Source organism: Vibrio sp. 1-2 (7-a), from assembly GCF_013048515.1.
Classification (GTDB): domain Bacteria; phylum Pseudomonadota; class Gammaproteobacteria; order Enterobacterales; family Vibrionaceae; genus Vibrio; species Vibrio diabolicus.
Genome location: NZ_VHSQ01000007.1, coordinates 35,390 through 56,743 on the forward strand (window position 1 = coordinate 35,390; position 21,354 = coordinate 56,743).

Genomic DNA, 21,354 nt, shown 5'->3' on the forward strand with positions numbered 1-21,354 from the left:
CTTTACTCAATCCAAGATGTGGAGAGGTTATTTCTTCTGGCTGTTCAACGCACGGATACGGCTTGATAGCGAGTAAAGACGGATGAAACCACCCGCATGGCTTTGGTCGTAAACCTCATCTTCACCAAAAGTCGCGAACTCTTCTGAGTACAAGCTGTTGTCAGAACGTTTTTGCGTTACCGTGGCTTGGCCTTTGTAGAGCTTAACAACCACTTCGCCATTCACGTCTTGCGCTAGCTCTTCTGAAGCGGCAAGGATCGACTTACATAGTGGCGTAAACCAACGGCCATCGTACACAAGGTGAGACGCTTTTAGACCCAGTTCTTCACGGAATTCGAATGATGATTTGTCTAGCACGAGCTGTTCAACGGCACGCAGCGCTTCCATCATGATGGTGCCTCCCGGTGTTTCGTAGCAGCCACGAGATTTCATTCCTACTAGACGGTTTTCAACGATATCGATACGACCAACACCGTGCTTCGCACCTTTTTCGTTTAGATAAACCAACGCGTTGTATGGTGTCATAGCTTCGCCATCAACTTCGACCACCTCACCTTTTTCTACTTTCAGCGTGACGTATTCCGCTTCGTTTGGTGCTTGCTCTGGGTCTACAGTCCATACCCAGCAATCTTCGTTTGGTGCGTTCCACGTATCTTCTAGGACGCCACCTTCAGTGGAAATATGCCATGCATTTGCATCACGTGAATAGATCTTAGTAAGAGACGCTGAACAAGGAATGTTACGCTCAGCTAGGTAATCTAAACATTCTTCACGGCTCACTAGGTCCCATTCACGCCAAGGGGCAATCACTTGTAGATCTGGTGCTAGTGCTGCGAATGCGCCTTCGAAACGAACTTGGTCATTACCTTTACCTGTACAGCCGTGACACAATGCGTCCGCGCCCACTTTACGTGCGACTTCAACCTGTGCTTTAGCAATAATTGGACGCGCCATTGATGTACCCAGCAGGTACTTACCTTCATAGTACGCGCCGGTTTTTAGCGTTGGGTAAATGTAGTCTGCGACCATTTCTTCTTTCAAGTCAGCGATGTAACACTCAGAAGCACCTGAAGCTTTTGCTTTCGCTTCAATACCTTCTAGCTCTTCTGCGCCTTGACCAACATCGGCAACGAAAGCAACGACTTCACAATCGTAGTTCTCTTTTAGCCACGGGATAATTACTGAGGTATCTAGACCGCCTGAGTATGCGACTACCACTTTATTTACGTTCACTTTGCTCATCTTTCTTCTCCAAACTTAACTGGCGCTGCGCTCGGCGGTCAGTGCCAACTACTACTTCCTAATATTGAATTCTTTTGCTGATGCTTATTGAGGCAAAAATTGCGTTCCAATACTTTCACCAGCGAATAGCTGTACTAATTTTTCTGGGTAACGCCAGGTCGCGACTTCGATAGGGCGACCAAGATCATTGGCCGCCTCCAAAGCAGCTTTAACTTTGACGATCATGCCGTCTGTGATCACTTGCCCTTTGATCAATGCATCGGCTTCTTGCTCAGATAGCGTTTTGATCAAATGCCCTTTGCCATCGAGTACGCCACTCACATCTGACAACAGGACTAATTCAGCATCGAGAGCACCTGCCACCGCGACTGCGGCTTGGTCAGCATTCACATTCATCATCTGGCCATCTGTGGTTAAGCCAATTGAACTGATGATCGGCAGTGCGCCTGTGTTTAGTACCGCTTGTAATAGCGTTGAATCACCCGGTGATGCTTTACCTACCGCGCCGAGTTCTGGGTCAAGTTCTTCAACAAGACACAAACCACCATCCGCAAGGCTAAGACCCACAGCGTTAAGACCGTCCGCAATCGCTTGACCTTGAAGCAGCTTGTTTGCGGTACCTGCAAGCGCGCCTGCAATCACCGGAATTTGATCGTAAGGCGTTACGCGTAAACCGTTTTTCTTTACGGTTTCAAGCTGAAGCTTTGCCATCAACTCATCAACTAGGTAGCCACCGCCATGAACGATGGCGATTTGTCGCTGTGCCGATTTTTGGTAAGCCGCAATGGCACCAAAAAGTTGGCTTAAGGTTTGAGTGCAAGATAGAGCTGCACCGCCTAGCTTAATGACTAAAGGAGCTTGATTGGTTTGCGTCATCGCATTTCCCTCTTTCAACGACTACAGCAACGCTGTCAGTTCTGGGTAACCATAATGAATATTGAGACATTGCATCGCTTGACTTGATGCACCTTTGAGTAGATTGTCGATGGCTGAAATCACAATGATGTGTTCGCCTTGTACCTTCCAGCCGATATCGCAGAAAGGGGTATTTTCGACATCCTGAATACGTGGAATGCCACCGCCTTTTAAACGCACGGCTGGCTTTCCTAGATAAGCTTGTTCAAATGCTTGAGCGACTTGTTGCTCTGTAACGCCTGATGCTAGCTTCATCGTGATCGTGGCAAGAATGCCGCGTTTAAAGTTGCCTAGGTGCGGAGTAAAAATCACATCGCAACCTAAGTGCTGAGCAATTTCTGGTTGGTGACGATGAGTAAATACACCATAAGGTTGCAAGCTCACTTCACAGAAACTGTTCACCATAGAAGCTTTACGCCCAGCTCCGGACACACCGCTGGTCGCGTTAATGACAGGCCATTGATTGGTATCCACTAATGCATTTTCGAGTAGAGGTTTGATGGCTAACTGCGAAGCAGTCGGGTAGCAACCTGCTACAGCAACTAAGGGAGCAGTTTTAATTGATTCCTGGTTCCACTCTGCTAAGCCGTATGCAGCTTTATCTAGCCAGTTATTATGTTGATGCTCGAAGCCATAAAAAGTGTTGTAAAAACCTTCACTTTGGACGCGGAATGCCCCCGATAAATCGAATACCTGACAGCCTGCCTCCAAGAAAGTTGGGGCTAGATCGTGGCTCACCTCATGAGCCGTTGCTAAAAACACCACATCCGATTCTTGAGCGATTTGCAGTGGATCCGTTAGTGACGAGACCGGCATATCAATGATGCCTGCTAACTTACCGTGCAGCTGCGCAATATTCTTTCCTGCATCAACACTGTTGGCGGAAACATATAAACCTGATAGCGTGAGTTGTGGGTGTTTATTAACCATTAACGCTAACTCTGCGCCGGTGTAACCGCTGGCTCCAATAATCGTGGTTTTTAGCATTGTGTGACATCCATATACTTAAAGGCTCAAATGACTATTCATATTTAATTTTTGCTTTATTTTGATTTTTTATTCATTAAATATGATTTAATATGTGTTTTACATTTTTGTGGTCTGTCTGTCAACAGGAGATTTGAAGAATCCATGCAATTACCAACTTTTCTAGAGGTCTATGAAGGACTCATCAGCACCTCTTCTATCAGCTCCACGGATCCGAGCTGGGATCAGGGCAATGCAAAAGTCATCGAAAAACTCGCATCTTGGTTTAAAGATCTGGGTTTTAGCGTTGAAGTGATCGAAGTCGAGCCAGGCAAGCACAATATGGTCGCACGTATGGGAGAGGGTGAAGGCGGCCTTTTACTTGCTGGCCATAGTGATACCGTGCCATTTGATGAAGGACGCTGGAGCTTTGATCCACATAAGCTGACTGAAAAAGACAACCGCTTTTACGGTTTAGGCACGGCAGACATGAAGGGCTTTTTTGCCTTTATTTACGAAGCCGTCAAAAAAGTCGACTGGAGTAAGCAAACCAAGCCGCTATACGTATTAGCCACTTGTGACGAAGAAACCACCATGTTGGGTGCACGACATTTCACCGTAAACGCCCCTTTTAAGCCGGATTACTGCATTATTGGTGAGCCTACCAGCCTCGTTCCTATTCGCGGCCACAAAGGTCATGTGGCGAATGCAATTCGGGTCACGGGTAAGTCAGGCCATTCATCCGATCCTGCCTTAGGCGTTAACGCGATTGAGATCATGCATGAAGTGATGTTTGCCATGATGCAACTGCGCGATAAATTGGTGAAAGAATACCACCATCCGGGTTTTGCCATTCCAAGCCCTACCCTAAACCTTGGACACATTCACGGCGGTGACAGCGCTAACCGTATTTGTGGTTGCTGTGAGCTGCACTATGATGTTCGCCCACTACCAGGGATCAGCCTGGATGGCCTAGAAAATATGCTGCGCGGAGCATTAAAAGAAGTCGAAGCAAAGTGGCCTGGACGCTTGGAGATAATTCCGTTACATGAACCAATTCCGGGTTACGAATGCCAACATGACCACCCATTTATCGGTGGTGTTGAAGAGATCTGCCAAACCAGTTCAGAAACCGTGAACTACTGTACTGAGGCGCCCTTCTTACAACAGCTCTGTCCAACCTTAGTTCTTGGCCCGGGTTCAATTGACCAAGCGCACCAACCGGATGAGTTTCTCTCATTTGATTTTATCGATCCCACAATTGATGTGCTTTCAAAGGCAATGGTCAAGTATTGCTGTTAATACGCGAATAAACTCAAAAGTCAGTGCAGCTCGATTGAGCTGCATCTTTTTATCTTCACAATTTAGCGCTAGCCTTAACACTTCTTTAACTTGTTATTTTGTAATTAATTTTCACTTCTTATTCTACAGCTGCCGTAAATTTGCTCTAAATCAGGAGACAGCGGAATAATTGCAAACTTAGTCTGCTTTATTTGACTATAACTGGTGCTTTTCGCTAGATTGGAGTCTTAACAAGGACAATGGATGTAGTTTTTTTACGAGGCAGGACGACAATGAACGAGAAATACGCCGCACTCAAAAGTAATGTGCGCATGTTAGGCCACTTATTGGGTAACACCATTCGCGATGCCCATGGCGAAGAAATCTTCGAGAAAGTGGAAACCATTCGTAAATTATCCAAATCGGCTCAAGCAGGTAATCAAGCAGACAGGGAAAGCTTGATAGAAGAAATCAAACACCTACCCGATGAGCAGCTAACGCCCGTTACCCGTGCGTTTAACCAATTTCTAAATCTCACCAATATTGCTGAGCAATACCACACGATTTCACGCCATTGTGAAGAGCACATTTGTGAACCAGACGCGATTAACTCGCTGTTTTCTAAACTGGTACAAAACGATGTGAGCAAACTGGACACTGCGCAAGCGGTTCGTGATCTGAATATTGAATTGGTATTGACGGCTCACCCAACGGAAATCACGCGTCGCACGATGATCAACAAGTTGGTCAAGATCAACGAGTGCTTATCAAAGTTGGAACTGAGTGATCTTTCTTCTAAAGAGCGCAAGAAAACCGAGCGTCGTTTAGAGCAACTGATCGCGCAAAGCTGGCATTCAGACGTAATTCGACAACAGCGCCCTACTCCGCTGGATGAAGCAAAATGGGGTTTTGCGGTCGTTGAAAACTCACTATGGGAAGCGGTGCCAGACTTCTTACGTGAAATGAATGATCGTCTGAAGTCTTACTTGGGTGAAGGTTTACCAATTGATGCGCGCCCTGTGCACTTCTCTTCTTGGATGGGGGGTGACCGCGACGGTAACCCGTTCGTCACTCATAGCGTGACGCGTGAAGTATTGCTTCTGTCTCGTTGGAAAGCCGCAGATCTTTATCTCAATGACATCAACGAGTTGATCAGTGAACTGTCTATGACGGTTTCAAACGATCAAGTTCGTGAACTTGCTGGTGAAGATCAGCACGAACCATATCGTGCGATCCTGAAACAACTTCGCTCACTATTGAACGAAACCAAAGATATTCTCGATGCTAAGATCCATGGTCAAAAACTGGCCGTTAAAGCTCCGTTGCAAAAAGTCGAGCAACTTTGGGAACCTCTGTATGCCTGTTACCAGTCGCTAAATGAATGTGGCATGGGTGTGATCGCAAATGGCTCTCTACTAGATACATTGCGCCGCGTAAAAGCATTTGGTATTCATCTTGTTCGCCTTGATATCCGCCAAGAGAGCACGCGTCATTCAGACGTATTGTCTGAATTAACCCGCTACTTAGGCATTGGTGATTACGAACAATGGAGCGAGCAAGATAAGATTGCTTTCCTAACCAACGAACTCGCATCTAAGCGTCCTCTTCTGCCTCGTGATTGGGAACCATCAGAACCTGTCAAAGAGGTTTTGGACACCTGTAAGATTATTGCAGCACAACCGCGTGAAGCATTCGGTGCCTACGTTATTTCTATGGCACGCACTGCATCAGATGTGTTAGCAGTCCACCTACTTCTGCAAGAAGCTGGCTGCCCATATCGTATGGATGTTTGCCCGTTATTCGAGACGCTAGACGACTTGAACAATGCAGAATCGGTCATCAAACAGCTGATGGGTATCGACCTATACCGTGGCTTTATCCAAAACCACCAAATGGTCATGATTGGTTACTCTGACTCAGCGAAAGATGCGGGTGTCATGTCTGCAGGCTGGGCTCAGTACCATGCGATGGAATCGTTAGTTAAAGTGGCGGAAGAAGAAGGTGTTGAACTGACTCTATTCCACGGTCGTGGCGGTACAGTAGGCCGCGGCGGCGCGCCAGCACACGCAGCACTTCTGTCTCAACCACCAAAAAGCTTGAAAGGTGGTTTGCGCGTAACAGAACAAGGCGAGATGATCCGCTTTAAACTGGGCCTTCCAGATGTCGCCGTAAACAGTTTTAACCTTTACGCGAGCGCGATTCTAGAAGCCAACCTATTGCCACCACCAGAGCCAAAACAAGAATGGCGCGACTTAATGGAAGTGCTATCAGAAGTTAGCTGCGAGTCTTATCGCAACGTAGTTCGCGGCGAGCCAGATTTCGTGCCTTACTTCCGCCAAGCAACACCAGAACTCGAACTCGGCAAGTTGCCACTTGGCTCTCGTCCTGCAAAACGCAACCCTAAGGGCGGAGTAGAAAGCTTACGTGCAATCCCGTGGATCTTCTCGTGGAGCCAAAATCGTTTGGTACTTCCAGCATGGTTAGGTGCGGGTGAAGCAATTCAATACTCGATCGATAAAGGTCACCAAGCGCTGCTCGAAGAGATGTGTCGTGAATGGCCGTTCTTCTCGACTCGCCTTGGCATGTTAGAAATGGTGTACTCGAAGTGTAATATCGATATTTCTCGCTATTACGATGAGCGATTGGTGGATGAATCACTCCGTCCACTCGGTGAAAAGCTTCGCGCTCAGCTTCAAGAAGATATCAAAGCAGTACTGAATGTAGAGAACAACGAAAACTTGATGCAGCATGACCCTTGGGGACTCGAATCGATTCGCTTGCGCAACATCTACGTTGAGCCATTGAACATGCTACAAGCCGAGTTGCTATACCGTACACGCCAAACCGAAGAAGCATCTGCAAACCTAGAAGAAGCGCTAATGGTGACAATTGCTGGTATTGCAGCTGGCATGCGCAACACAGGCTAATCGCTTCATTTGTAATAAAAAAGCTGAGCAAGTGCTCAGCTTTTTTTTGGCGCTGGATAATTGCGCAACCAAAAGGCAGTTTAATAAACTATAAAAAGCCCAAAAATTACCACGCAAAAAGAACAAAAAACCACAAGTTAACACTATTGATTATTATGTTAGTTTTTTAGGGTAATTTTGTCCTACTATTCCACTTCATGCTTATTATTTATATACTACTTGCCTGCTGAGAGCTCATAAATCCAATCATACCTGCTCCAGCCATGATGGGACTCCCCATCTCTCTAGGTGATAAACGGCTTTAAGGTGACAGGACCAACATTGTTGGTGCTACTTATACATTAAAAAACTCAAGTGCCAGAAAGAGCACAGCTGAAAGTATAAGTAGCTTGTTTACAAGTTTATTGACCATTTGGATTGAAGACATGTCATTACCACACGTAATCTTAACTGTTCTTAGCACTCGCGACGCAACCGGTTACGATATCACTAAAGAATTCTCTGCTAGCATCGGTTACTTCTGGAAAGCAAGCCACCAACAAGTGTACCGTGAACTCAATAAAATGGCCGAGAAAGAGCTGGTTACTTGCGTATTAGAACCCCAAGAAGGCAAACCAGACCGTAAGGTTTACTCCATCACAGATGCTGGTCGCAGCGCTTTAGGAGAATGGTTTGATCAACCAACTGCACACCCGACTGTTCGTGATGAATTTTCAGCGAAATTGATGGCATGTGCCGTTCAACCATCAACACCTTTCCGTGATCAACTCGCCGAACTGGTTGAAGAGTCTCGCAAACTGGTTTCTCACTACAAAGAAATTGAAGCGGCTTACTACGCAACGCCGTCAACTTTAGACAAACAAGCTCGCCTAGAGCGTTTAACGCTTCGTCGTAACCTACTGTTACGTGAAACGTGGATCACTTGGGCTGAAGAAGTCCTAACAGAACTTGAAGTGATTGGTTAATTTCCTTTTACTTTGATACAACGAAAAAGGCTTGCCACTCGGCAAGCCTTTTGTCTTTTTGAAACCCGGTCGATTTATGCACCTACTGCAACGCGAGGACGAACGCCTAGCGTATGACATAAAGCGTAAGTCATCTCTGCACGGTTTAGGGTGTAGAAGTGGAAATCCTTAACGCCTTCACGACTAAGTACGCGCACCATATCAATAGCTTGGCTAGCTCCTACAAGCTGACGAGTCACCGGATCATCATCCAAGCCTTCGAACTGTTTACTCATCCAGCCTGGTACTTTCACATTGTTCTGCGCAGCAAAGCGAGACGCTTGCTTAAAGTTCGATACAGGCAAAATTCCTGGCACAATTTCTACGTCAATTCCTGCCGCTACACAACGGTCACGGAATCGCAGATAAGACTCAACATCAAAAAAGAACTGAGTAATTGCACGGTTTGCACCTGCATCTACCTTACGTTTTAGGTTCAATAAGTCAGACTGCGCACTTTTAGCTTCAGGGTGAACCTCAGGAAATGCGGCTACTGAGATATCAAAATCGTGACGTGATTTCAGCAGCTCAACCAGATCCGAGGCATACATGTCAGGCGCACCGCCACCAGGAGGAATATCACCACGCAGAGCAACGATATTTTCAATGCCATTATTCCAGTAATCATCGGCAATATTAATCAACTCTTCGCGAGTCGCATCAATACAAGTGAGGTGAGGAGCAGCAACCAATCCGGTTGTTGCTTTGATTTCTTTAATGATGGAGTGCGTTCTGTCACGCTCGCCAGAGTTAGCGCCGTAAGTCACAGAAACAAATTTAGGTTGGAGCGTTTTAAGACGGTGCACTGAATTCCAGAGTGTCTCTTCCATCTTAGCGCTGCTTGGTGGAAAAAACTCAAATGATACATTGATGTTGTCTGACAACTCAGCAATATTCTGGTTCAAGGCGTCAATATGGCCTGCGTGCGTGTATCCCATCTTACTCTCCCTGTGGCACTCCGCCACGAAAACAAATTCCTTAAATCGACGTTTAGACGTCTATATGTCTATATGTCTATATGTCTATATGTCTATATGTCTATATGTCTATATGTCTATATGTCTATATGTCTATATGTCTATATGTCTACAGAATGTATTGAATACGATTTAATGTCAACCTTGTAATTATGAATTTTTCTCAAGTTAATAATGAGGATAGTTCAAGTTATTACTTGAACGTTATTTCACTACTTATCACAAGCCGATACTTCAGTATGGCACTGAAGGCAAAATAAAAAACCCTGGTCGGGTTCCAGGGTTTTAGGTATCTCGCAACTTTAGAATAAACCGGCTAATCGGTTGAGGTCGGATTGAATCGCGCCGGCTGTCACTTCTCTTCCTGCGCCAGGCCCTCGAATAACGAGTGGGTTATCTTTGTACCACTTACTTTCAATGGCAAAAATGTTGTCGCACGGCAGTAGGTTGGCGAGCGCATGTTCACGAGATAACGCTTCTACTCCCACCGTCGCTTTACCATTTTTTTCTAAACGAGCAACGTAGCGAAGCACTTGGTCGTTTCTCTGTGCTTTTGTCAGGCGCTCTTGCAGTATTTCACTCAACAGCCCTCCGTTATCGAAGAAGTCATCAATGCTAAGTTTTCTTAATTCTTCTGGTACCAGAGATTCAACCTTAACGCTGCCCGGCTCAATATCGAGACCAGACTCTCGAGCTAAGATAACCAGCTTACGCATCACATCTGAACCATCTAAATCAGAACGAGGATCAGGCTCTGTTAAACCTTGCTGCCAAGCGAGGTCGACTAAATCATTAAATGGTACTGAGCCGTCAAATTGTTGGAATAACCATGATAACGTCCCTGAGAAAATACCCGATAGAGCAACGATCTCATCCCCACTTTCACGTAGATCTCGCACGGTATGGTTTATTGGTAACCCTGCACCAACCGTCGCGTTGTACAGCCAATAACGACCAATTTTAGCGAATGCATCTTGAACCTGATGGTAATACTGGCTATCTGCCGAACCCGCCACTTTGTTAGCGGAAATCAAATGAATGCCCTGCTGCGCAATTTCTACATAGCGCTGAGCTAAGTCTTTACTCGCTGTCACATCAAGCACTACGGCTTCATCGTAATTTTTTAGCGCTCCTAATTGAGTCAACCAAGACCCATCGTTTGCTAGGCTTTCATCATCAAATCGTTCAGCAACACTTGCTGCATCAATACCTTGCTCATCGAACCAGTAGGTTTGACTATCCACGACCGCGACAAGGTCGAAGCTCATGCCATGACGTTTTTCGAGCTCACCTTTTTGAGTTGCAAATAGATTTAACCAACTAGAACCAATGTTGCCCTTGCCACATAAAGCCACCGCCACGCGCTTTTGCGCTTGGAACAACTGGCTATGAATCGTTTGAACCAACACTTCGGTATCAGTACGACGCAAAACGGCGACTAAACTCAGCCCCGACTCAGTTTCAGAAATAAATTCAACCGGAGAGTGTTTTAACTTCTGATAAAAACCAAAACAATGGTTGGCGTTTTTCGTAACGCCAGCGCCTACTGCCGCTAAGAGCGAGTAGCCTTCTTTGAGCTTAATCTCCGCTTCAACCGCAAGCTCTTGTAAGTGTTTCAGTGCGCCACCGGCAATTTCTGCGGTATACGCCAAGCGCAACGTGTGTTGATCGGGCTGTGCCTCAAATGCCAATGGCTCCAATTGCGCTCGCTGCAACGCTTGTAATACATCATTCTGTGTTTTTTCGAAGTCGTGCCCATGCATGAAAGACAGCTGCACCAATAAAACATCATCCAGCGAGGTAATAATTTTAGCGCCACGGCCAGACGCTAAGACACGCTCAATACGAGTAGAGCCCGATTCCGGCAGATAGCTACATTTGAGGTTGAGATCCATAGTACTTTGCGCCACAGGCTGAAGTGTACGACTGTGTAGGACTGGGGCAGCTAAACGGGCGAGTTCGCTGGCTTCATCCAATCGAAGTAACGGTAATAGACACGCATCTGCCACCAAACGCGGATCGGCACTATAGACACCGGCAACGTCACTCCAAATGGTGACTGTGCTCACTTCAGCCAGAGCACCAATGACAGTTGCAGAATAGTCAGAGCCATTACGACCAAGTAAAATGGTTTCGCCCGCCTCGTTCTGAGCCATAAAGCCAGTAATTACCACACGTTTATGATTGTGTTGCGCGAGAACGTCTTTTATCAAAGGATATGAACGAGCGCGATCAACTTCAGGTTGAGTCCCAGCTTCCGCACGTAAAAACGCTCGTGCATCTTGTGCGACAGCGGGGATAGAACGTTGAGATAATAACGCGGCCAATAGGCGAGCAGACCAAACTTCTCCGTGTCCTAGTACCGCGGCTTTTTGCGCGCCAGTGAGTGGTGCTGTCAGCTCAGATAAGGTACTGAACTCATCATGCAGTAACGCTAATAGCTCTTCTTGTACTTCATTTTCCAACAAATTTTCTATTAGCTCCGTTTGGAACTGCCTTAGGCTTTGAAGTGCTTCATGCGCGATTCGGCCATCTTTGTCTAACCCTTCCAGGAACTCAATCAAGCGGTTAGTGGTTTTTCCTGCCGCCGAAACGACCACAAGATCATTTTCCGTCGAATACTCCTTAAGAATATCCACAACGCGTAAATAGCATTCTGGATTTGCTAAGCTACTGCCACCAAACTTATGCAGCTGACGTTGTACAGTCATTATTCTCGTCTCCTATTGTTGGGCAGCTTTAGCGAATGCTTGCTCTAAATCCGTGATGAGATCTTGCGCATCTTCCAAGCCAACAGACAAACGCAATAGTTGATGTGACACCCCCGCTTCTGCCAGTGCTTCCTCTCCCATAGCGCGATGCGTCATGGATGCCGGATGACAAATCAAGCTTTCTACTCCACCTAATGACTCAGCCAATGAAAACAGTTGGAGCTCTTTAACAAACACTTTTAACTGCTCAAACGAACCGGCAAACTCAAAGCTCAGCATAGAGCCAAAACCAGTTTGCTGCTTTTTAGCAATGTCATGACCTGGGTGCTCCGGCAGGCTTGGATGATAGATAGTTTTAACTAACGCTTGCTTCTGGAGATAAGCCAGTACCTGCTGTGAACTCTCTTCATGCACTCGCATGCGAGCACCAAGTGTACGAATGCCTCGCAACGTCATATAACTATCGAAAGGTGTGCCAGTCGCACCAATGCAATTGCCCCACCATGCAAGCTCTTCTGCATGCGCTTCTGTTTTGGTGATGATCACGCCACCAATCACGTCTGAATGACCGTTGATGTACTTCGTTGTGGAGTGGATAACAAAATCCGCACCTAGCTCTAAAGGTTTTTGGTACACGGGTGTCAAAAAGGTATTGTCCACCGCAACTAACGCACCGACTTGTTTCGCTTTTTCACAGGCAGTTGCAATATCCACCACGCGAACCAGAGGGTTTGACGGAGTTTCTAGCAAAATGAGTTTTGGTTTTTGTGCTAATGCTGCATCCAAAGCTTGCTCGTCTGATTGATCGACAAACTGAACCTTAAAATCGCCTTTGTTGGCTCGGGTATTAAAAAGACGATAGGTGCCGCCATAACAATCGTGAGGAGCAATAATGAGATCATCAGGGCCAAGCAAAGCGGACACCCATAAATTTAATGCCGACGTACCGCAGTTCGTGACAACCGCTCCTTTTCCAGACTCGAGTTCAGATAACGCACTTTCCAACAGTCCGCGGTTTGGATTTCCAGATCGCGTGTAATCATACTTAGGTACTTCACCAAAAGCAGGAAAACCATAGTTAGTGGAAAGATAAATAGGTGGAACGACAGCGTGATATTGGCTGTCTGATTCAATACCAGTGCGTACTGCAATGGTCGCAGGTTTGCGAGAGCTCATGGGTGTATCCTTTCACGGGTAATGACTTCTAAATAGGAATGCGCTATATCTAATGAGTAAAATAAAGTGATCAACACGCTTCCTTTGCTGTTCTGTTCACTTTACTCGTCAAAAAATGAGACGTCAACACTTCTAGACGTCTATATGTCTTTGCTTATGGCGGTAAATGCAGCTAAAATCAGCACCTAAATTATTTTTAACCGATTACATAAATGAAGGTGTGCAATGGCTGACTGGAATGGCGAATACATTAGCCCATATGCAGAGCACGGCAAAAAAAGCGAACAAGTAAAAAAAATTACCGTCTCTATCCCGCTAAAAGTTTTAAAAGTGCTAACTGATGAGCGTACTCGCCGTCAGATCAATAACTTACGCCATGCAACCAATAGTGAATTACTATGCGAAGCATTTTTGCACGCGTATACAGGTCAGCCACTTCCAACAGATGAAGACCTTCGTAAAGACCGTCCGGATGATATTCCAACAGAAGTAAAAGCACTGATGACGGAAATGGGCATCGAATTTGAGTCGTTTGACGAAGAGTAAAAAAGCGAGGCTGGAGGCTTCAGATAGCAATTCTTATCTCGAGCCAAAAGGATGACATAAAAAATGGGACGCGATTGCGTCCCATTTTTTGTACATCACATCTAATAGATATATTACTCTGCCATGTAGTTTTCAGGCATCTCGATACGAGCAACACCTGAATCAACTGCCGCCTGAGCCACAGCTTTTGCAACACGTGGCAGTAAACGTGAGTCCATTGGTTTTGGAATGATGTAGTCTGCACCAAACTCAAGCTTATCGACACCTGCGGCCTTCAATACAGTTTCAGGTACAGGCTCTTTTGCTAGCTCACGAATCGCCTCAACGGCTGCAAGTTTCATTTCATCATTGATTTCACTTGCGCGCACATCAAGAGCACCACGGAAGATGAATGGGAAACACAATACGTTGTTTACTTGGTTCGGGTAATCACTACGGCCAGTTCCCATTATTAAATCATCACGAACAGCGTGGGCAAGTTCCGGCTTAATTTCAGGATCTGGATTCGAACATGCAAATACGATTGGCTTATCTGCCATCAGCTTCAACGCTTCCGCTGGCAATAGGTTTGGACCAGATACACCTAGGAACAGATCCGCGCCTTCAATCACGTCTTCTAATGTGCGTTTGTCCGTGTTGTTTGCGAATAGCTGCTTGTATTCATTAAGATCATCACGACGAGTGTGGATCACACCTTTACGATCCAGCATGTAAATTTTTTCGCGCATTGCACCACATTTAATCAGCAGCTCCATACACGCAACGGCTGCAGCGCCAGCGCCAAGACAAACGATCGTTGAGTCTTCAAGCTTCTTACCTTGAAGTTCGATCGCGTTCAGCATGCCTGCCGCCGTTACAATCGCAGTACCGTGCTGATCATCGTGGAATACTGGTACATCACAACGCTCAATTAAACGCTTTTCAATCTCAAAGCAATCTGGTGCTTTAATATCTTCAAGGTTGATACCACCAAAGGTGTCTGCAATGCTTGCAACAGTATCAACAAATTCATCGATCGTGCGGTGCTTAACTTCAATATCAATCGAGTCAAGACCTGCAAAACGTTTAAACAGTAACGCTTTACCTTCCATTACTGGCTTAGATGCAAGTGGACCTAGGTTACCTAGACCCAGGATAGCGGTACCGTTAGAAATAACAGCAACCATGTTGCCTTTCGCTGTGTACTTGTACACGTTATCAGGGTTTTGTGCGATTTCACGCACTGGTTCTGCAACACCAGGGCTGTAAGCAAGGGCAAGATCACCCGCCGTTTCCGCAGGCTTTGTCAATTCGACAGCAATCTTCCCTGGGGTTGGATAAGCATGGTAATCCAATGCTTTTTGGCGATGTTCTTCTTCTGGAGTGGCTGCTTGGCGATTGTCTTCAGACATGGACGTTTCTCTTTTTTATTTTTAGGTAAGGGGGCATAAATTCTATCGGATAGAAATCAAACTTCATAGGCAAGATTGCGAGCAATATCCTTAAAAAGCCGATAATAAAAGAGATTAGACCAGATAGCGGGGATAAGCACCTGATTTTCGAGTCAGGTGCTCTTTTCTTCTTACAATTGAAGTGCGCAAAATCCTGGACGTTATTACTCTTCGTCTACGTATTGCGCTTGGAGGTAGTTCTCAATGCCAGACATTTCAATCAAGCCAAGTTGCGTCTCTAGCCAATCAACATGCTCTTCTTCATCTTCAAGAATATCTTGAAACAGATCGCGAGACACATAGTCTCGAATGTCTTCAGCATAGGCAATCGCATCTTTTAAATCTGGAATGGCGGCCATTTCAAGCTTTAAGTCACACTCGAGCATTTCTTTAGTGTCTTCACCTATCATCAACTTGCCTAAATCTTGTAGATTCGGTAAGCCCTCAAGAAACAAAATACGCTCAATCAGATGATCGGCATGTTTCATCTCATCGATAGATTCGTGATATTCCTTATCTGCTAGGTGCTTTAACCCCCAGTCCTTATACATTCGAGCATGAAGAAAATACTGATTAATAGCGATGAGCTCATTTCCGAGCACTTTATTGAGATGTTGGATGATGATTGGATCGCCTTTCATGACAAAAACCTCCTCTTTAGCTTCATTTAAATGTAGAAGCAAATGAGAAGGTGTCAAAACGCTAGGCAAATAATTACTTAATTACCGCATGCTCACAGTAATTAGCTAGCTTGTTTGAATACCGTGTAACTGGTTTCCGCTAAAATATCCTTGGCCTGTCTGATGCACTTACCACATTGGCTACCCAATGCTGTACATTTTTTGATTCCTTTAATATCCGTTACGCCTTCATCTATCGCCAACTTCCTAATTTTCTTGTCGGAGACCCCATGGCAAAGACAAACGTACATACTCAAAAACCTATTAAATTAACCTGTGGCAACCAATATAAACAAGAATAGTTCTTGTTACCAGTCGCATTGATAGGCCTGTTCAGAATATTTTGTTATATAGATTTGGTGACAGTAGGCAAAGATCAGAGGGTTAGGTGTTACGACTAAAGGTGTTGAAAAATAGAGCCGGTAATATTCTGTTTTTAAATTAAAAAATTAACGTATTTCCTACGAACACTTATAACCAAATATAATTTAGATATAAAAAAGGGAAGCCTAAGCTTCCCTTTCTCGATGCGCTTTCTTCATAAAGAAGAAGAGTGCAAGATTTCGTTTAATTCGTTATGAATTAGTCGAAGATCTTAGCAACAACACCAGCACCTACTGTACGGCCACCTTCACGGATCGCGAAACGTAGACCTTCGTCCATTGCGATTGGTGCGATTAGCTCAACAGTCATCTGTACGTTGTCACCTGGCATTACCATTTCTACGCCTTCTGGTAGCTGGATGTCACCAGTTACGTCAGTTGTACGGAAGTAGAACTGTGGACGGTAGCCTTTGAAGAATGGAGTGTGACGACCACCTTCATCTTTAGACAGTACGTATACTTCTGATTCGAACTTAGTGTGTGGAGTGATTGAACCAGGCTTAGCTAGTACTTGACCACGTTCAACTTCGTCACGCTTAGTACCACGTAGAAGTGCACCAACGTTCTCACCTGCACGGCCTTCGTCTAGAAGCTTACGGAACATCTCAACACCAGTACATGTAGTAGTAGTAGTGTCTTTGATACCTACGATAGCAACTTCGTCACCTACAGTTAGGATACCACGCTCGATACGGCCAGTTACTACTGTACCACGACCTTGGATTGAGAATACGTCTTCGATAGGCATTAGGAATGGCTGATCTACCGCACGCTCTGGCTCAGGGATGTAAGTATCTAGAGCTTCAGCTAGTTCAACGATTTTCGCTTCCCACTGCTCTTCGCCGTTTAGTGCGCCTAGTGCAGAACCTTGGATAACTGGTAGGTCATCACCTGGGAAATCGTATTCAGATAGAAGTTCACGAACTTCCATTTCTACTAGTTCTAGTAGCTCTTCATCGTCAACCATGTCACATTTGTTCATGAATACGATGATGTATGGGATACCAACCTGACGGCCTAGTAGGATGTGCTCACGAGTTTGTGGCATTGGGCCATCTGTCGCAGCAACAACTAGGATACCACCGTCCATCTGTGCAGCACCAGTGATCATGTTTTTAACGTAGTCCGCGTGTCCTGGACAGTCAACGTGTGCGTAGTGACGAGTTGGAGTGTCGTACTCAACGTGAGAAGTTGCGATTGTGATACCGCGCTCACGCTCTTCTGGAGCGTTATCGATAGATGCGAAGTCTTTAGCTACACCGCCGTAAACTTTAGCAAGAGTAGTACAGATAGCTGCAGTTAGAGTTGTTTTACCGTGGTCAACGTGGCCGATAGTACCAACGTTAACGTGCGGTTTCGTACGTTCAAATTTTTCTTTAGACACGATCGTGTTCCTTCCTAGTTATGATTCGTCGTGATCATTATTGATCGACGACGCGCCAGAAATTGTTATTTTATGCGCCAACGCCCGTTAGCGCAATATTTGGACGCCCTGATCTCGCAAAAAGTCGTAAACTTTTTGTAGTTCAATCGTCAATTAGTAACCACGCTCTGCAATAATTTTATCTGCGAAGTTTTTCGGCACTTCAGCGTACTCGTGAAACTCCATAGAGTAAGACGCACGGCCTTGAGTTGCAGAACGTAGATCAGTTGCGTAACCGAACATTTCAGATAGTGGTACTTGAGCACGGATGATCTTAAGACCAGCCACACCTTCGTCCATGCCTTCAATGATACCGCGACGACGGTTTAGGTCACCAACAACGTCACCCATCCAGTCTTCCGGAGTGGTTACTTCGACATTCATCATTGGTTCTAGAATCACAGGTTGTGCTTCTAGTGCACCTTTCTTGAATGCCATCGAGCCAGCGATCTTAAACGCCATCTCGCTTGAGTCTACATCGTGGTAAGAACCATCAAATAGTGTAGCTTTAATATCTAGTACAGGGTAACCCGCTAGAACACCACTATTCATTTGTTCCTCGATACCTTTCGATACCGAACTGATGTATTCCTTAGGAATCACACCACCCACGATTTCGTCTACGAATACGAAACCTTCGCCAGGTTCAGAAGGCTCAAGTTTGACCCACACATGACCGTATTGACCACGACCACCTGATTGACGAACAAACTTACCTTCAACTTCCGCTTTACCACGAATGGTTTCACGGTAAGCAACCTGAGGTTTACCAACGTTACAATCAACGCTGAATTCACGCTTCATACGATCAACGATAATGTCTAGGTGAAGTTCACCCATACCTGAGATCAGAGTCTGACCTGATTCGTCGTCCGTTTCCACGCGGAATGATGGATCTTCCGCAGCCAGTTTACCTAGCGCGATAGCCATTTTCTCTTGGTCTGCCTTAGAACGAGGTTCTACAGCAATCTGAATAACTGGTTCAGGGAACTCCATGCGCTCTAGAATCACTTTGTGGCTCTGATCACACAGTGTGTCACCTGTTGTTACGTCTTTCAGACCGATAGCAGCAGCGATATCACCAGCGCGAACTTCTTTTACTTCTTCACGCTTATTCGCATGCATCTGAACGATACGACCGAAACGCTCTTTCTTCTCTTTTACAGAGTTGTAAACAGCGTCGCCGGAGTTTACTACACCAGAGTAAACACGCATGAACGTTAGCGTACCCACGAATGGGTCAGTCGCGATCTTAAATGCTAGCGCAGAGAATGGTTCGTTGTCGTCAGCATGACGCTCAACTTCATTTTCTCTTTCGTCAACACCTTTAATTGCAGGTACGTCAACTGGCGATGGCAAGAACTCGATCACAGCATCTAGTACCGCTTGAACACCTTTGTTCTTAAACGCACTACCACAAGTGGCCAGTACGATTTCGTTGTTTAGTGTACGAGTACGTAGAGCTTGTTTGAGCTCAGCTTCAGTCAATTCACCTTCTTCAAGGTACTTGTCCATCAGCTCTTCGCTAGCTTCAGCAGCAGATTCAACCATGTGGTTGCGCCACTCTTCAGCAAGTTCGATCATGTCAGCTGGGATGTCTTCGTAAGTAAACGAAGTGCCTTGATCGGCTTCATTCCAGTTGATCATCTTCATCTTGATAAGGTCGATGACACCTCTGAACTCATCTTCTGCACCAACGTTCAGTTGGATTGGAACAGGGTTCGCACCAAGACGATTTTTAATTTGGTCCACAACGCGTAGGAAGTCTGCGCCCGCACGGTCCATCTTGTTTACAAATACCAAACGTGGAACGTGGTATTTGTCTGCTTGACGCCATACAGTTTCAGACTGAGGTTCAACACCAGATGAGCCACAGAACACAACCACAGCACCATCAAGTACACGAAGAGAACGCTCTACTTCGATAGTAAAGTCAACGTGTCCAGGGGTATCAATGATGTTTACGCGATGCTCAGGGAACTGTGCTTCCATACCACGCCAGAATGTAGTAGTCGCAGCGGATGTGATAGTGATACCACGTTCCTGCTCCTGCTCCATCCAGTCCATGGTTGCTGCACCATCGTGAACTTCGCCGATTTTGTGAGAAAGGCCAGTGTAGAACAGAATACGCTCAGTTGTGGTTGTTTTTCCTGCATCTACGTGAGCACAGATACCGATATTACGGTAGCGCTCAATAGGAGTTTTACGAGCCACGATTGTATCCTCTTACTAAGGTGTACCTTAGAGTATAGAAAAGTGCTGCGAGAGAACCTCGCAGCACAGAAGGTATTACCAGCGGTAATGAGCGAACGCTTTGTTTGCGTCAGCCATGCGGTGAACGTCTTCACGTTTCTTAACCGCAGTACCTTTGTTCTCAGACGCGTCTAGCATTTCAGCTGCTAGGCGTTGAGCCATAGATTTTTCACCACGCTTGCGCGCAGCTTCAACCAACCAACGCATAGCAAGTGCGTTACGGCGAACCGGACGTACTTCTACAGGTACTTGGTAAGTTGAACCACCAACACGGCGAGATTTAACCTCTACCGCAGGGCGTACGTTTTCAAGAGCTTCTTCAAAAATAGCTAAGTGGTCTTTACCAGACTTTTCAGCCATAGCATCTAGTGCAGTGTAAACGATTTTCTCTGCAGTAGATTTTTTACCGTCAACCATTAGGATGTTAACGAATTTTGCCAGCAATTCAGATTTGAATTTTGGATCTGGAAGGATCTTACGCTGACCAATGACGCGACGACGTGGCATGGATTTATCTCCGTTGTCTTCTTCAGGTTTTATCCAAAACTTTTCAGTTTTTTCAAAAAATTAAAAATAATTTAGTGTTTGGCCTTACTTAACGGAATCCATTAAGACTTAGGACGCTTCACACCGTACTTAGAACGACCTTGTTTACGGTCGTTAACGCCAGCACAGTCAAGTGCACCGCGAACAGTGTGGTAACGTACACCCGGAAGGTCTTTTACACGACCGCCACGGATTAGTACAACACTGTGCTCTTGAAGGTTGTGACCTTCACCGCCGATGTACGATGTAACTTCGAAGCCGTTTGTCAGACGTACACGACAAACTTTACGAAGTGCTGAGTTAGGTTTTTTAGGTGTAGTAGTGTAAACACGAGTACATACACCACGTTTTTGTGGGCACGCTTCTAGTGCAGGCACGTTGCTTTTAACAACTTGCTTTGCACGAGGCTTACGTACCAACTGGTTAATAGTTGCCATTAACTAGCTCCTGATTTACTTGAAAGTAAGCTTTGTGAAAAATCTATCCCCAACTACCATTGCAGTTAGGGACGCAAAATTCTATGCAGCAGTGAGAGGTGTGTCAAGAAATATACGGATCTTTTTTGTTCAATTAGGACAATTCATCCGTAAAGCTTTAGCGACAGTAAATCACGTTCAATCCCAAGTAAGCGATTTATCCTGTTTAACTGTGAGCTCAACGAAGCCTGAGTAATTCACGATCGTCAGTGATGGACTGATACGATTCGCAATACCGCGAGCGTGAATATCGCTCTCTAGCACAAATACACTGCGGTTTTTTAGGTGGGAAAACGCTTTATGCTGCGAGTTAGCAGCGTACACGGCATCTTCTATAAGTAAGATGTCATCCTGTACATTACATAAGGGCATGGCGTCTTCTAGGGCGGAGACCGTTTTTATAATATGTAGCATAACT

Annotated in this window: 18 protein-coding genes; 4 read left to right on the plus strand and 14 right to left on the minus strand. The window is 45.6% G+C overall.

Features of this window, described 5'->3' with window-relative positions:
• Nucleotides 1-27: 27 nt before the first annotated feature.
• The 3 genes from FKN08_RS16800 to argC form a co-directional block, all read right to left on the minus strand.
• Nucleotides 28-1,242 carry an argininosuccinate synthase gene (locus FKN08_RS16800; protein WP_017821738.1) on the minus strand — a complete coding sequence of 405 codons (1,215 nt, stop codon included), beginning with the start codon at nt 1,240-1,242 and terminating at the stop codon, nt 28-30.
• 84 nt (nt 1,243-1,326) lie between these two features.
• Complete coding sequence (gene argB / locus FKN08_RS16805) at nt 1,327-2,118, minus strand: acetylglutamate kinase (RefSeq protein ID WP_046874627.1); 792 nt, start codon at nt 2,116-2,118, stop codon at nt 1,327-1,329.
• A gap of 21 nt (nt 2,119-2,139) precedes the next feature.
• Nucleotides 2,140-3,144: an N-acetyl-gamma-glutamyl-phosphate reductase gene (gene argC, locus FKN08_RS16810; protein WP_170892566.1), complete on the minus strand. Its 1,005-nt coding sequence runs from the start codon at nt 3,142-3,144 to the stop codon at nt 2,140-2,142.
• A gap of 144 nt (nt 3,145-3,288) precedes the next feature.
• Between argC and argE the strand changes: the two genes are divergently transcribed.
• The 3 genes from argE (at nt 3,289) to FKN08_RS16825 (ending at nt 8,296) form a co-directional block, all read left to right on the plus strand.
• Entirely contained in the window at nt 3,289-4,425 is a 1,137-nt protein-coding gene (argE, locus tag FKN08_RS16815) for an acetylornithine deacetylase (RefSeq protein ID WP_170892567.1), read from the plus strand.
• 272 nt (nt 4,426-4,697) lie between these two features.
• On the plus strand, nt 4,698-7,331 hold the full coding sequence (gene ppc / locus FKN08_RS16820) for a phosphoenolpyruvate carboxylase (protein WP_053807712.1): 2,634 nt from the start codon (nt 4,698-4,700) through the stop codon (nt 7,329-7,331).
• Between the two features lie 425 nt (nt 7,332-7,756).
• Nucleotides 7,757-8,296 (plus strand): PadR family transcriptional regulator, encoded by a 540-nt coding sequence (locus FKN08_RS16825; protein ID WP_005395734.1) that lies wholly within the window; start codon nt 7,757-7,759, stop codon nt 8,294-8,296.
• A 74-nt stretch (nt 8,297-8,370) separates the two neighbouring features.
• On the opposite strand, the gene metF is transcribed toward FKN08_RS16825, so the two are convergent.
• The 3 genes from metF to FKN08_RS16840 form a co-directional block, all read right to left on the minus strand.
• Entirely contained in the window at nt 8,371-9,273 is a 903-nt protein-coding gene (gene metF / locus FKN08_RS16830) for a methylenetetrahydrofolate reductase (protein WP_012841345.1), read from the minus strand.
• 341 nt (nt 9,274-9,614) lie between these two features.
• A complete protein-coding gene (locus tag FKN08_RS16835; RefSeq protein ID WP_170892568.1) occupies nt 9,615-12,023 on the minus strand; it encodes a bifunctional aspartate kinase/homoserine dehydrogenase II in 2,409 nt (802 codons plus the stop codon).
• Nucleotides 12,024-12,035: 12 nt separating this feature from the next.
• The gene (locus FKN08_RS16840) at nt 12,036-13,199 is read right to left on the minus strand and encodes an O-succinylhomoserine (thiol)-lyase (RefSeq protein WP_170892569.1); all 1,164 of its coding nucleotides are present in this window, start codon (nt 13,197-13,199) and stop codon (nt 12,036-12,038) included.
• A gap of 225 nt (nt 13,200-13,424) precedes the next feature.
• On the opposite strand from FKN08_RS16840, the gene metJ reads away from it, so the two are divergent.
• Nucleotides 13,425-13,745: a met regulon transcriptional regulator MetJ gene (metJ, locus tag FKN08_RS16845; protein ID WP_005381353.1), complete on the plus strand. Its 321-nt coding sequence runs from the start codon at nt 13,425-13,427 to the stop codon at nt 13,743-13,745.
• A 113-nt stretch (nt 13,746-13,858) separates the two neighbouring features.
• Here the strand turns inward: metJ and FKN08_RS16850 are convergent, their stop codons facing one another.
• The 8 genes from FKN08_RS16850 to tusB all read right to left on the minus strand — a co-directional run bounded on the left by FKN08_RS16850 (nt 13,859) and on the right by tusB (nt 21,350).
• A complete protein-coding gene (locus FKN08_RS16850) occupies nt 13,859-15,136 on the minus strand; it encodes a malic enzyme-like NAD(P)-binding protein (RefSeq protein ID WP_006742766.1) in 1,278 nt (425 codons plus the stop codon).
• Between the two features lie 203 nt (nt 15,137-15,339).
• Nucleotides 15,340-15,816 (minus strand): bacterioferritin, encoded by a 477-nt coding sequence (bfr, locus tag FKN08_RS16855; RefSeq protein ID WP_005395745.1) that lies wholly within the window; start codon nt 15,814-15,816, stop codon nt 15,340-15,342.
• Nucleotides 15,817-15,917: 101 nt separating this feature from the next.
• Entirely contained in the window at nt 15,918-16,106 is a 189-nt protein-coding gene (locus FKN08_RS16860) for a bacterioferritin-associated ferredoxin (RefSeq protein ID WP_031780493.1), read from the minus strand.
• Nucleotides 16,107-16,437: 331 nt separating this feature from the next.
• A complete protein-coding gene (tuf, locus tag FKN08_RS16865; protein ID WP_012841343.1) occupies nt 16,438-17,622 on the minus strand; it encodes an elongation factor Tu in 1,185 nt (394 codons plus the stop codon).
• 153 nt (nt 17,623-17,775) lie between these two features.
• Nucleotides 17,776-19,875, minus strand: a complete 2,100-nt coding sequence (gene fusA / locus FKN08_RS16870; RefSeq protein ID WP_170892570.1) for an elongation factor G — start codon at nt 19,873-19,875, stop codon at nt 17,776-17,778.
• Nucleotides 19,876-19,950: 75 nt separating this feature from the next.
• The gene (gene rpsG / locus FKN08_RS16875; protein ID WP_005382796.1) at nt 19,951-20,421 is read right to left on the minus strand and encodes a 30S ribosomal protein S7; all 471 of its coding nucleotides are present in this window, start codon (nt 20,419-20,421) and stop codon (nt 19,951-19,953) included.
• 101 nt (nt 20,422-20,522) lie between these two features.
• Nucleotides 20,523-20,897, minus strand: a complete 375-nt coding sequence (gene rpsL / locus FKN08_RS16880; protein ID WP_004399892.1) for a 30S ribosomal protein S12 — start codon at nt 20,895-20,897, stop codon at nt 20,523-20,525.
• Nucleotides 20,898-21,074: 177 nt separating this feature from the next.
• Complete coding sequence (tusB, locus tag FKN08_RS16885) at nt 21,075-21,350, minus strand: sulfurtransferase complex subunit TusB (protein WP_047010412.1); 276 nt, start codon at nt 21,348-21,350, stop codon at nt 21,075-21,077.
• Nucleotides 21,351-21,354: the final 4 nt, after the last annotated feature.